Source organism: Micromonospora sp. NPDC047134 (genome assembly GCF_040643455.1).
Lineage (GTDB): Bacteria > Actinomycetota > Actinomycetes > Mycobacteriales > Micromonosporaceae > Micromonospora.
In genome coordinates, this window is record NZ_JBEYUI010000002.1 from 402,721 (window position 1) to 415,328 (window position 12,608).

The 12,608-nt window shown below is 67.3% G+C and carries 9 protein-coding genes; 3 read left to right on the top strand and 6 right to left on the bottom strand.

Annotation, left to right across the window (positions count from 1 at the left end):
• Nucleotides 1-34: 34 nt before the first annotated feature.
• Nucleotides 35-1,543, bottom strand: a complete 1,509-nt coding sequence (locus ABZ795_RS04670) for a PIN-like domain-containing protein (protein WP_357528844.1) — start codon at nucleotides 1,541-1,543, stop codon at nucleotides 35-37.
• 257 nt (nucleotides 1,544-1,800) lie between these two features.
• Here ABZ795_RS04670 and ABZ795_RS04675 point away from each other — a divergent pair, with 257 nt between their 5' ends.
• A complete protein-coding gene (locus ABZ795_RS04675) occupies nucleotides 1,801-2,355 on the top strand; it encodes a kinase (RefSeq protein WP_357528846.1) in 555 nt (184 codons plus the stop codon).
• A gap of 56 nt (nucleotides 2,356-2,411) precedes the next feature.
• On the opposite strand, the gene ABZ795_RS04680 is transcribed toward ABZ795_RS04675, so the two are convergent.
• Nucleotides 2,412-3,638: a serine protease gene (locus ABZ795_RS04680; protein ID WP_357528848.1), complete on the bottom strand. Its 1,227-nt coding sequence runs from the start codon at nucleotides 3,636-3,638 to the stop codon at nucleotides 2,412-2,414.
• A gap of 439 nt (nucleotides 3,639-4,077) precedes the next feature.
• On the opposite strand from ABZ795_RS04680, the gene ABZ795_RS04685 reads away from it, so the two are divergent.
• Together ABZ795_RS04685 and ABZ795_RS04690 are read left to right on the top strand one after the other, a co-directional pair.
• Nucleotides 4,078-5,496 (top strand): endo-1,4-beta-xylanase, encoded by a 1,419-nt coding sequence (locus ABZ795_RS04685; protein ID WP_357528850.1) that lies wholly within the window; start codon nucleotides 4,078-4,080, stop codon nucleotides 5,494-5,496.
• A 1-nt stretch (nucleotide 5,497) separates the two neighbouring features.
• A complete protein-coding gene (locus ABZ795_RS04690) occupies nucleotides 5,498-8,188 on the top strand; it encodes an RICIN domain-containing protein (RefSeq protein WP_357528852.1) in 2,691 nt (896 codons plus the stop codon).
• A gap of 87 nt (nucleotides 8,189-8,275) precedes the next feature.
• Here the strand turns inward: ABZ795_RS04690 and ABZ795_RS04695 are convergent, their stop codons facing one another.
• From ABZ795_RS04695 to ABZ795_RS04710, 4 genes are read right to left on the bottom strand one after another with little or no spacing between them, the layout of a single operon-like run.
• Nucleotides 8,276-9,214 carry an oxidoreductase gene (locus ABZ795_RS04695; RefSeq protein ID WP_357528854.1) on the bottom strand — a complete coding sequence of 313 codons (939 nt, stop codon included), beginning with the start codon at nucleotides 9,212-9,214 and terminating at the stop codon, nucleotides 8,276-8,278.
• 49 nt (nucleotides 9,215-9,263) lie between these two features.
• Entirely contained in the window at nucleotides 9,264-10,277 is a 1,014-nt protein-coding gene (locus tag ABZ795_RS04700; RefSeq protein WP_357528856.1) for a glycosyltransferase family 2 protein, read from the bottom strand.
• 23 nt (nucleotides 10,278-10,300) lie between these two features.
• The gene (locus tag ABZ795_RS04705) at nucleotides 10,301-11,446 is read right to left on the bottom strand and encodes a glycosyltransferase family 4 protein (protein ID WP_327022411.1); all 1,146 of its coding nucleotides are present in this window, start codon (nucleotides 11,444-11,446) and stop codon (nucleotides 10,301-10,303) included.
• Nucleotides 11,447-11,502: 56 nt separating this feature from the next.
• Nucleotides 11,503-12,600, bottom strand: a complete 1,098-nt coding sequence (locus tag ABZ795_RS04710; protein WP_357528858.1) for a lysylphosphatidylglycerol synthase transmembrane domain-containing protein — start codon at nucleotides 12,598-12,600, stop codon at nucleotides 11,503-11,505.
• Nucleotides 12,601-12,608: the final 8 nt, after the last annotated feature.

Below are 12,608 nucleotides of genomic sequence, written 5' to 3' on the forward strand. Positions count from 1 at the left end.
ACCAACAGGGCGCTGACGGCAAATGCCGACTGAATTATGAGCGCCTGACGAACTCGACCGTTTCGCTTTCTATTCGTACCCCGCGGGCTTTGAAGCCTGCCGCTGCTATCGCTCTACCCAGGGAGTTCTGCGGGGAGTACCAGTAGGGGAGATGCCTGCGGGCCGAAGGTGCGAGCGTGTCCCCAAGGATGTCTTCGATCTCACTGAAGGTCATTGACGTCGTCTCGGTATCCAGCGCCGCCAGATAATCAGCGAGGGGTTGGTACTTGCCACCCGCTTCTGCCTCCAGCTCGCTGCTGGTCGGTGTGACGCTCGCGCTGAGAATATCCACCACTTCCGATGGAACGCGAATGGCGCTCAAGGCGCCCGCGTCGATGTAAACCGGCTTCATCATCGGTGTGACGGACGGCGGCAGGACTCTGGCGGCTTGTAGGTCGGCGGTGATCCGGGCGGCTGGCCGGGTGATCCCGCGCAGCATACGATCTTCGCGGTAGCCGCAGAGGGTGTAGATGTCTTCGCGACTGATGGTGCCGCCGGCTGATGCCGCAGCAGTGATTACGTCAGCTAGGTCGCGCCGTCCCTCGCCGCGTAGTCTCTTGAGCAACATATCCACTGCTTCTGCTGTCCACTTGCCCGGCTCATGGATGTCTGCGCGGTTGATGTCGGCGTCCCTGGCGGACGCTGGATTCACCTCGACATCGAGAGCCTCTGACCGATTCAGCAGATCACTTGCCCGCATCAGGAACAAGCGGCGTCCCGTACTGTCGAAGAACTCCTTCGTCATCTCCTGTCGCGGGCCGATCATGTCTGGCCCACGGCGCCACCACCAGTCCTCCTTCTCGTCGTTCGTGACGATGATGAGGTCCATGCCCCGCGTTTTCGCCTCGTGACATGCCTGTCGATAGACGAGGAAGTCGCCAGCAGCGCCCTCCGGATACTGGTCGCCCTTCTCGGCGTCCAGATATCCGGGAGGTGTGAGTTCGTCAACGCGCTGGTTGCCCTCGGCGATCATGGCTTGCCAGATCTCGTCACCCGGGTATCCGAGGACCCTGCCGGCCAAGAGTTTGGAGAGTCTGCTCAGTACCGGGTCTGCGTCGGCTGGCGTGGAGGGGTGAACGCGGTCGGGTGTTGCTCGCTCGATCGCGTCCTGTAGGCGCTGGAACACGGCATCAATGTCAATGTGCAGACGTTGCAGTTCAGCGTCGTCGATGGCTAAGTGCTTGGACCAAGTCTCGAGGGCCCGTGCTGCGGTGGCCCGGCTCTTGTCCAAGGCGGTATGCGCTTCGCCTGTCGCCTGCTCGGGATTGCCGATGGCGCGGAGTCGATTGCGGTGGAACTCGCGCATAGCCTGGTACGGCACTACGAGGCGGTCGCCGAGCTTCTCGAAGATCGTCAACAGGTCCGCAGTGGTCCGAGCGTTGTAGCGGTAGAGATTGAGGAGCACATTCGCGTCTACCGCGACCAGTGCGCTGACCAACGCCTGACGCGACTCGGCCTCACTCACCACACGATAGCCCTCGAACCCGTCGAACAGCCCAGCCATTGATGACCTCCCCAGGACGAACCTCATTGTTGTCGATCATCCACTGTGGGTCCTATGGGCCGAGCGGCCGATTGTCCTTCTCCTTGGCGATTTTGTGTTCAGTCAGGGGAATTTCGGCGGGACGGGTCCATGATGAGGACGGCCAGTTCGGTCCCAGGCTGCGGTCAGATTGACAGGGGTGCCGCGAAGAAGTAGCCCCACCATGGGACGCGGGGTGGGGTGCCCACCCAGCGTGACGACTGGTCCGAGGAGGGGTGGTGCGCGCGGAACCGACTGGCAGCCCGGACACCGTTCTCGTCTGCATTCGAGGTAACTCCGGGTCGGGCAAGAGCAGCATCGCCCGTGAGCTACGGCGTCGGCACGGTCGAGGTTGTGCCCTGGTGGAGCAAGATTATCTGCGTCGCATCGTGCTGCGGGAGCGGGACAAGGCCGGCGGTGTGGCACCGGCGTTGATCGAGCAAACCGTGCGGTTCGCCTTGGACCGCGGCTATCACGTCGTGCTGGAGGGCATTCTGCACACCGGCCGGCACCGGAGCATGTTGACCTCCCTGCGGGAGGGGCACCGCGGCCGGTCGTTGTTCTGTTACCTCGACGTGTCTCTGGCGGAGACGCTGCGCCGGCACCTCACCCGTCCGCAGGTTACGGAGCTCACCGCCGAGCAGATGAGCGGCTGGTACGCCGACCATGATGTCCTGGGCTGGCCGGACGAACTCGTGCTGGCCGAGACCACCGGTCTGGACGAGGCCGTCGAGGTCATCGCCGCTGCGGCCGGGCTACCTCAGAGTGTTCGCGACGACGAGGTGCCACCGTGATACCGGCCGCCGCCGGGGTCGGCGGCGGCCAGCATCGAAGGATGGCGCCGTGGTGGTCAGCCGTTGTCGATTAGGCTGGCGATCTCGTTGTAGATCAGGTGCGCCTTGGCGCCCTGATTGGACGGGCAGCCGCCGAGGTGGTGCAGGGCGATCACCCGGTGGCTGCTGTTCAGCACCGGCGAGCCGGAGTTGCCGCCGGAGGTGTCGCAGCTGTAACTGATGTTCCAGGTGTTGTAGTTCGCGCTGCGTACGGTGCAGCGGGCGCCGTTCTGGGTGTTCTCGAAGATCGACAGGCGCTTGGGGCTGCCGTCGCCGTGGCCCGGGATGTACATCTGGGTGCCGTTGGTGGTGGCGGTCGTCGCCAGGTACAGGGTGCCGAAGCCCTGGATGGCGGCGAAGTTGTTGACGGAGAACAGGGCGTAGTCCAGTTGGCTGGAGCCGCCGCTGCTCACCCGGTAGAGGGTGGCGCCGCTGACCTTGGTGCCGGGGCCGGGGTTCGAGCCGCCGCAGGTGGCGCACTGGTAGTTGAACTGCATCTCGCTGCCACTGACCGCGGCCTGGGTGGAGAAGCAGTGCTTGTTGGTCAGCATGCGGTTGGTGTTGCCGACCCGCCAGGTGGTGCACATGCCGCCGCCGCTGATCAACAGTCGCGCCACCGCGTTGCTGCGGGCGAACTCGGTGGGGTGGCTGTTCTGGTAGCAGACCACGTCGCGGCGGGCGTCGGTGCTGCACACGGACTGGGTGGAGAAGTTGTACTGGGCGACCTCCGTGCGGTCGTAGCCGCGCCAGAACCGGTCGATGGTGGCGGCGGTGGCACGCGAGGATCGGTTGCTGTGCAGGGTGACCACCGCGGTGTCGCCCTCCACGGACATGGCCCAGAAGCCCGGTCGGCCGTCGGTGGTGTAGTCCGAGCCGGTCGCCCGGTTCAGGTTGCGGTCGTACCGGTAGCTTTCGCTGCCGTCCGGGCTGGACACGGTGACGTACTCGCCGGGGGCCAGGCGCAGCGCGCTGAAGTGCACCTTGACGTAGGTGGCGCCAGGGTGCCGGATGACCTGGGTGCGGCCGTCGCGGAGGTACGACAGGGTGCTGTCGACCGTGCGCAGTTCACCGACGGTCGTGACCCCCTCGGCCTCGAACTGCTCCGATTCGGGTGCCCGCTCGGAATGTGGAGCGAGAACGGAAACTGAGGACGCTTCGGCGGGTGCCGACAGCAGGCTAAGCCCGAGTGTGCAGGCGCCGAGTGCGGCCACCAACCTACGTAGATGGCGCGAGGCGTTCTTCATCGCCGCTCCTCCCAGGAACCGGACCTTAACGAGTGTTAAGCATTCATACCGGAGCTCCGTTAACGCATGCAAGAGTGTCGATTTTTTGCCCTCGAATTGCCCGGCAGTGAAGGGGTGTCCGGGTCGGTGGTCGATGCTGGGCGGGCGGGGTCGATCCCGGTGTGGTGGCTCCCCGACGTTATCGTTCACCATCCGGCGGGCCGCTGGTCCGCCCGTACCTCCGGTGGAGCGGCCGAGCCTTCAGGGGTTGACGATCATGATTGGATGCATCGCCCTGTGCAGGGCTTCTTGAGTGCAGCGAAACTTTGTGGCAATCTCAGCTTCATCGACGTGTGACGTTCTCTTGCCCCTGTGTCGCCCCCGCGCGCAGCCCGACTTAGCCGGCGATGTTAGCGCTCACTCGTCTAGGCGAATCCACTCCGAGAAGGGTTGCGGGCACATGAAGACACTCCTACCACGGCGGCGACTGTGGTCCTCCACGGCGATCCTGCGCACGCTGGCGGCCGGGGCGCTGGCGGCCGGCTTTGTCCTGGCACCGGTCAGTGCCGCCAGCGCGGCCAGCACCCTCGGTGCCTCGGCGGCCGAGAAGGGCCGGTACTTCGGCGCGGCCGTCGGGACGTACAAGTTCAACGACAGCACCTACATGTCGGTGCTCAACCGCGAGTTCAACAGCCTCGTCGCCGAGAACGAGATGAAGTGGGACGCCACCGAACCCCAGCGTGGCGTGTTCAACTACAGCGCCGGGGACCGCATCGTCAGCCACGCCCGATCCCAGGGCATGAAGGTACGCGGACACACCCTGCTGTGGCACGCTCAGCAGCCCCGCTGGACCGACGGCCTGTCCGGCGGTGACCTGCGCAACGCCGCGATCAACCATGTCACCCAGGTGGCCAGCCACTTCCGGGGGCAGATCTACTCCTGGGACGTGGTGAACGAGGCCTTCGCCGACGGCGGCAGCGGCGCCCGGCGGGACTCCAACCTCCAGCGCACCGGCAACGACTGGATCGAGGCGGCCTTCCGTGCCGCCCGGGCGGCCGATCCCAACGCCAAGCTCTGCTACAACGACTACAACACCGACGGGATCAACGCGAAGTCCACCGGCATCTACAACATGGTGCGCGACTTCAAGTCCCGTGGGGTGCCGATCGACTGCGTGGGCTTCCAGTCCCACCTGGGCACCACCCTCCCCGGTGACTACCAGGCCAACCTCCAGCGCTTCGCCGACCTGGGCGTCGACGTGGAGATCACCGAGCTGGACATCACCCAGGGTGGCAACCAGGCCAACATGTACGGCGCCGTCACCCGCGCCTGCCTGGCGATCTCGCGCTGCACCGGCATCACGGTGTGGGGGGTACGGGACTGCGACTCCTGGCGTGGCGGGGACAACGCCCTGCTGTTCGACTGCGCCGGCAACAAGAAGCCCGCGTACACGGCCGTCCTCGACGCCCTCAACAGCGGCTCGAACCCCAACCCGAACCCGACCGGCAACCGGCTGCGCAACGAGGCCTCCGGCCGATGCCTGGACGTCAACGGCGCAAGCTCCGCCAACGGGTCGCAAATGATCATCTGGGATTGCCACAACAACGCCAACCAGCAGTTCACCCAGAACGGGCGGGCCCTCCAGGTGATGGGCAAGTGCCTGGACGTGCCGAACAACGCCGGCACCGGGACCCGGGTGCAGATCTGGGATTGCAGTGGTGCCGCGAACCAGCAGTGGGTCTTCAACAGCAACGGCACGATCAGCAGCGCCCAGACCGGGTTGTGCCTGGACGTCAACGGCGCTGCCACCGCCAACGGCAGCGCGGTGATCGTGTGGAGCTGCCACGGCGGCGGCAACCAGCGTTGGGCGAGGGCCTGATATGGGGAGCACTGCTCCTGCGGCCAGGCGCTCGTTGCTGGCGGTCGCGGTGCTCGTCTCCGGGGTGGTGCCCTCCCTGGTCGCCGATCAGCAACCGGCTTCGGCCGCAGCCCAGGCGACGTACTACGTGGCGCCGGACGGCAGCGACGCCAACCCGGGCACCATCACCGCACCGTTCCGAAGCCTGCAACGGGCCCGGGACGTCGTACGGACGACGAATGCGAGCATGACCGGCGACATCCAGGTCTACCTGCGCGGCGGAACCTATCCGGTGGGCAGCACGATCGAGTTCGGGGCGAGCGACTCCGGCACCAACGGTTACCGGATCAGCTATGCCGCCTACCCGGGTGAGACCCCGGTGCTTCAGGGCGGGGTGCCGGTCACCGGCTGGACCCAGCACAGCGGCAACATCTGGAAGGCCCCGCTGGACCGGGCCGGCAAGCTGCGGTCGCTCTACGTCAACGGCAAGCGGGCCTTCATGGCCGCCAAGACCATCAACTCGGCGGGCTGCCACGGATCGTACACCATCAATGCCGGACAGGCCGACTGGGCCTGGGAATCCGGATCACAATGCGCCGGCGCCAGATACAGCCTTTCTGACTTTCCGGCCGTGGCCGGAAACCAGGAGGACATCGAGATCGAGACGGCGACCACCTGGACCACCGCCATCGTGGGGGTCCGGCAGGTGATCACCGAGGGGTCGAACCGGGTGGCCCTGTTCCAGCAACCCGGTGCGGCCATCGCCCAGGGGGCCTTCAACGGCAACGCCCAGATCAACGGCAGCCACAAGGTCATGAACGCGTACGAGTTCCTGGACGCCCCGGGCGAGTTCTACTTCGACAAGTCCAGTCGGACGGTCTACTACTACCGGGCCAGCAGCGAGAACATGGCCACCGCCTCGGTCTTCGCGCCGAACAACGTGGCCACCGTGCTGCGGATCGCCGGCACCTCGACCAGCAACCGGGCCCGCAATCTCACCTTCTCCGGGCTGACCGTGGAGCATTCCGACTGGAACCTGGTCAATGTCGCCGGGTCGGTGTTCAAGCAGGCGCAGCAGGGCAACCTCAGTGCCTTCGCGTACGCCCGGGGCAACTTCCACGTCTATCACTACCGCAATGTCGACTTGGTTCCCGGCATGGTCCACCTCCAGAACGCCGACGGCATCCTGCTGGAACGCAACCGGGTCCAGCACTCCGGTGCCGACGGGATCACCCTGGTCAACGATGTGATCAACACCCGGTTGATCGGCAACTACACGAACGACATCGCGGGGACCGCGGTCAGTGTGGGGCATCCGCAGCACGTCTACCTCGGGGACCACACCTCGAACAACCGGGAGAAGTACCCGCCCCAGGTCGAGGCGGCACCGAGGAACATCGAGATCAAGAACAACTACATCCATGACAGCGCGGTGTTGTTCAACGGGCACGGCGCGGTCGCGGCCTACTTCGTCGACTCCCTGACGGTGCAGCACAACCGCATCGAGAAGGCCCCCTGGGCGGGCATCACCATGGGGTGGGGGTGGTGGAACTTCGACGGCTCATCGGGCTCGATCGTGCCCAACCGGCCGACCACGACGGCGAAGAACAACACCATCAGCCACAACCACATCATCGACACCGTCCAGCGGTTGAGCGACACCGCCCCGATCTACACCCTGGGCAGTCAGCCGGGCACGGTCGTCAGCGACAACTACCTCCAGGGGGTTCCGGCCGGTCACAAGTACGGGCTGCACCCGGACGAGGGCTCGGCGTACATGACCTTCCGGGACAACGTGCTGAGCGTCGACAAGAACATCACCTGGATGATCAACTCGGACAACTTCGGGCGTAAGCACGACCTGACCATCACCCGCACCTACGGCCCGATCAACAAGGTCTCCGAGAAGAACCTGCCCAACAGCACCATCGACGACATCATCGTCTCCTCCGACTACGTGTGGCCGGCCGCGGCGTACCAGATCGCGGTGAACTCCGGGCCGCAGGAGGCCTACCGGGACATCCTTCGGGCGCGCGACCTGCCCCTGGCGGATCTCGCCCTACCGGCCAGCACCGCTGTGGCCGGTGGAGTCAACTCCATCCCGATCCGCAGCACCGGGGAGGCGACCAGATCGGTCTGGTTGGCCCCCTCCGGTACCACCACCTTCGCCGTCGGACCGACGATGACCAGGGCGGACGGCACCGCCACCAGCATCGCCGTACCCACGACCTCGGGTGACTACCGGCTCTACGTCCTGGACGCCCAGGGCAACCGGTCGGCCGAATCCGCGTCGATCGTCCGGCGACAGGGCACCAGCAGCGGGCAGGGCGTACAACTCGTGGGCGGCCAGTCGGGTCGGTGCATCGAGGTCCCCGGTGCGGCCACCGCCAACGGCACTCAGCTGCAACTCTGGGACTGCGGCGGCGGCACCCACCAACGGTGGACCTACACCGCGAGCAAGCAGCTGACGGTGTACGGCAACAAGTGCCTGGACGCCTTCGGTAACGGCACGACCAACGGCACGGCAGTCATCATCTGGGACTGCCACGGTGGTCTCAACCAGCAGTGGAACCTCAACGCCAACGGCACCATCACCAGCGTCCAGTCCGGACTCTGTGTGGACGCCAACGGTGCCGCCACCGCCAACGGCACGAAGATCATTCTTTGGTCCTGCAACGGCGGTGCCAACCAGCAGTGGAGCCGACGCAACTGAGAAAAGCTCCGGGGCCAGGCATCCTCGCCTGGCCCCGGGGTTCCGTGTCGGCGGGTCGGCGCAGATCGCCGACCCGCCGAGGCGGGACTACTCGGACTTGCCGAAGGCGTCGACGCCGGTCAACTCGGCCGAGAGGGCCCAGAGCCGCTCGGCGGCCTCCCGGTCCTCCGGGCCCTCGAAGGTCTTGGCGACCTTGCAGGCCTGGAGGTAGCTGCCGCCCTCGGTCTCCAGAGCGGGTGCGGTAGCGGCCCAGACCTGGGTGGCGGCGCCCTGCTCGGGGGCCCGGAACTCCGGCAGCAGGGCGTTGCCCTCCTCGTCGATCCAGCCGGCGCCGACCATCTCCTCCTTGGCGAGGTGGCGCTGCAAGGGGGTGAGGATGTAGCCGGGGTTGACCGAGAAGGCCCGCACCCCGGCGGCCCTACCCAACCGGTCCAGTTCGGCGGCGAAGAGGATGTTCGCCGACTTCGACTGGCTGTACGCCGCCCACTTGTCGTAGCCCTCGGCGAAGTGCACGTCGTCCCAGTTGATCCGGGGGGTCTCCCCGGCACCGGACGACAGCACGACGACCCGCGCGCCACCCTCGGCGGTCAGGGCCGGCCAGAGCCGGTTGACCAGGGCGTAGTGCCCCAGGTGGTTGGTGGCGAACTGGGCCTCCCAGCCCGGGCCCACCCGGGTCAGGGGAGTGGCCATGATGCCGGCGTTGTTGATCAGGATGTCGATGCTGCGGCCGGAGGCGAGGAACCGGTCGGCGAAGGCCCGTACGCTGTCGAGGTCGGCCAGGTCGAGCTCCTCGACCTCCACCCCCTCGATCCCGGCGACGGCCTCCCGGGCGACATCCGTACGCCGGGCCGGGACGACGACCCGGGCGCCGGCGGCGGCCAGGGCGCGGGTGGCCGCCAGGCCCAGGCCGGAGTAGCCGCCGGTGACGATGGCTAGCTTGCCGGTGAGGTCGATGCCGGCGAGCACCTCGGTGGCCGTGCTGTCGATCCCGAAGCCCAGGTCGTCGGACTGGTCAGAAAGAGTCATCTTCAACTTCCGGTCAGGCACCACTGCTAATGCTGGCGCGTGGGAGGGGTCAGGCGGGCGTCTCGACGCGGTAGAGCCGCTGGGTCATGCTCGGGTACAGCAGGCCCTGCAGGATGCCGATGCTGGCTGCCACCGCAGACGTGAGCGTCACCAACAGATGGAGCACCGTGAATTGTAGGCCAAAGATGACCCCGTGGTGACGGAAGGCGTACGCGTAGGTGCGCTTGTCCAGGGCGATGCCGATCCCGGTGAACACCGCGGCGGCCAGCAGCGCCCAGGGGCCCAGCAACACCGCCGAGATCAGCGCGAACACCGCCGCGAGGATGAAGGCGCTGCCCAGCGCCCGGTAGCCGGTGCCGGCGCCGCCGGGGAGCTTGTTCAGCCGCAGCCAGTTCGGGGCGCCGAGCCGGGTGCGGTTGAACACCTTGGTCAGCATCACCCGCATGGTGCCGTCGTGGTCGTGGCGTCCCCGGATGGTCGGGACGGCCTTGACCTCGTAGCGGGCGTTGAGCCGGAAGCCGTAGTCCTGCTCCTCGGTCCACCGGAGCCGGTCGTTGAACTCGCCGATCTCCAGGAAGGTCTCCTTCTTCATCGCGAACAGCGCCGAGTGCAGACCGGGGATGGCTCCCTCGACCTCGCAGAACCAGACGTACTGCTGGATGGCGCGGTAGCGCTTGACCAGGCTGTCGGGGAACATCGGCTCGGCCCGGTACATGCCGCAGATCGCGCCGAGCCCCGGCTCGGTCTGGAGGTACTCGACCGCGCGGGCGACCGCGTCCGGGTCGAGGGCCACATCGGAGTCGACGAAGAACAACACCTCACCCTTGGCGTGCCGGGCACCCAGGTTCCGGGCGGTGGAGACCCCACTGTTGACCGGCACCTGCAACACGGTGACGTCCAGGGCTCGGGCGATCGCCACGGAGTCGTCCGTGCTGGCGTCGTCGGCCACGATCACCTCGACGGACGGGTAGGTCTGGTTCTTCGCCGCCTTGATGCACTCGCCGATGGTGCTGGCGTAGTTGTAGTTCGGAATGATCACTGAGACCAGCGGTTGTTCGTTCATCGGACTCCAACCTCTCCCTTGTTTCATCGGTATTGCCGTGCTGCCGTACGCCCGCGAAGGGTGCTGAAGAGAACCTCGTGCGCGTCCAGTGAGGTGGCCACGGAGAAGCGGGCCCGGGCCGCCCGGGCCTTGCGCTCCCGCCAGTCCCGCGGCACGGTCGCCATTTCGGAGATGGCCTGTTCCAGCGCCTGCGGGTCCCGGGGCGGCACCACCAGGCCGAACCCGGTAGCGGTGACCGGGTACCGGCTGCCGGGCAGATCGGTGGTCACCGACGGAATCCCGCTCATCATCGCCTCGGCCAGCACGGTGCCGAAGGATCCGGCGACCGCCGGGAGCGCGAACACGTCGACGGAGGCGTAGAAGTCGTTGACCTCCCGGCCGCGCAACTCGCCGAGGATCCGGACCCGACTGTCGCGGTCGATCTCCGCCTGCACGGCGGCCAGATTGCTGCCCCCGGCGATGGTGTGGTAGTTGCCCGCGATCAGCAGCCGGGCGTCGGGGTCGGGGATCCGGTGGAAGGCCCGTACCAGGTAGGCGATGCCCTTGTCCGCCACGATCCTTCCGAGGAATCCGACATGCAGGCCACGGGTCTCCCGGTATCGGGGCTCGCCGCCGCGCCGATCCAGGCAGGGTGGCGCGATCGGGGTGAAGGTGCGGTCCTGGATGTCCGGCCAGAACCGGGAGGCGTGGGCCTGGTCCCGGCTGGAGGCCACGACGACGGCGGAGCGGCGGATGACCGCTCGGGAGGCGGCGTCCGAGGCCGCCATGACCGCCCGGCAGAACCACTTCGACGGCGGCTGGGGGTCGCTGTGCAGCATGCTCACCACCGGCACCCGCGGCGCCGGGGGCATCAGCAGTCCCGCTGCCGGCATCGGCAGGTTGAGGTGCAGCACCGAGGACTGCCGCGCCAGCTGCCCGACCAGCATCGGATAGCGGGGGGCGAGTGGCGATCGGCTGGCTCGCGTCAGCATGGGGGAGCGGTAGACGTCCACCCCACCGACGGCGTCGCGCAGCGGCAGCTCGGCATCGTGCTGGGCGGTGACGACCGCGACCCGCCAACCCCGATTGGCCATGCCCTCGGCAATGCTGCGCGCGGTCTGCGCGTGGCCACTGACGTACGGCTCGTAGTGGGGGGCCGCAATCGTCAGATCGTATTTCCTGTCCGGCATCAGTACCGCATTCTCTGAGGTAGCTCTACGGCAGAATTTCCTGATTCCTGAACACATTAGCGGCCTGCCTGCGGCAGGCTTCTTGGTGAATTCTTGGAGGCCGGTGGGATGGAATTCCCATCGACACCCTCCGTTGCTGCGGCAGGCGATCCGGCCGTAGCGCGTCGCATGATCGCCGCAGTGACGAGCAGGCCGATTCCGGCGGTAGCAAGCTCACTGACCGTGACGACCACTCGGCTGACCAGTGCCACCACTCCGGCCACCGGCACCGGCAGGATGACACTGAGTGCGGCCGTCACCACCACCTCCCGGACCCCGATGCCGTCCGGGGCGAAGACGGCGATCACCCCGGCCACCGCGCCGAGTCCGAAGGCGCCGAGGCAGAGCGGCAGCGCCCGCAGTGGCGGAGCACCCATCGCCACGGCCAGCAGCCACAGGTGGGCCCCGCCGATCAGCCAGGCCAGCAGTTGGGCGACGACCGCCTGCCGGATGCCGGTCCCGGACATCGCCGTCGTCGGCTCCGGGCGCCGGCGCAACCGGGCCACCAGGGTCGCGGCCCAGCCGACCAACTCGGGGCGGACCAGGACCGCGGCCACCGGCAGGACGGCCAGCAGCAGCCAGGCGGAGGAGGCCCCGAAGACCTCCGGGCCGGCCGCCAGCCCCACGGTGGCGCCGGTCAGCAGGCTCACCACGAGGGCCAGCAGCCAGGCCGCCCCCATCCGGGCCGCCGGCACCCCGATGCGCCGGCCCATCTCGACGCTGACCAGGAAGCCGGCCACCTTGCCGGGCACGTACTTGACGAACTGGCCCAGGTAGAAGATCCGGGCCGCGTCCACGGCGGCCACCCGTTCGCCGACGCCGACCAACATGGCCCGCCAGGAGATCATCGTGGCGACCAGACCGAGGGCGTTGGCCAGTACGGCCAGCGCCACCATGGTCGCGACGAAACCGGGCCGTTGGCCACGCAGGGTGGCGGCCACGGTGGACCAGTCCTGACCACGGAGGGTGATCACTATGAAGAACGCGGTCACCACCAGCAGGAGACCCATGGCGACCTTGCGGGCTACCCCCCACCATCGCTTCCGGGGCGCCGTGGTGATTGTTTCGGCGATTTCCGGGAAGGTCTGCTCGGCGTCCAGTTCTTTTGTCGACACGGGCCACC

Excerpts from the sequence above, each read along its gene's own strand:
- ABZ795_RS04670 (WP_357528844.1), bottom strand. The coding sequence starts at position 1,543 with ATGGCTGGGCTGTTCGACGGGTTCGAGGGCTATCGTGTGGTGAGTGAG.
- ABZ795_RS04680 (WP_357528848.1), bottom strand. The coding sequence starts at position 3,638 with ATGAAGAACGCCTCGCGCCATCTACGTAGGTTGGTGGCCGCACTCGGC.
- ABZ795_RS04685 (WP_357528850.1), top strand. The coding sequence starts at position 4,078 with ATGAAGACACTCCTACCACGGCGGCGACTGTGGTCCTCCACGGCGATC.
- ABZ795_RS04690 (WP_357528852.1), top strand. The coding sequence starts at position 5,498 with ATGGGGAGCACTGCTCCTGCGGCCAGGCGCTCGTTGCTGGCGGTCGCG.
- ABZ795_RS04695 (WP_357528854.1), bottom strand. The coding sequence starts at position 9,214 with ATGACTCTTTCTGACCAGTCCGACGACCTGGGCTTCGGGATCGACAGC.
- ABZ795_RS04700 (WP_357528856.1), bottom strand. The coding sequence starts at position 10,277 with ATGAACGAACAACCGCTGGTCTCAGTGATCATTCCGAACTACAACTAC.
- ABZ795_RS04705 (WP_327022411.1), bottom strand. The coding sequence starts at position 11,446 with ATGCCGGACAGGAAATACGATCTGACGATTGCGGCCCCCCACTACGAG.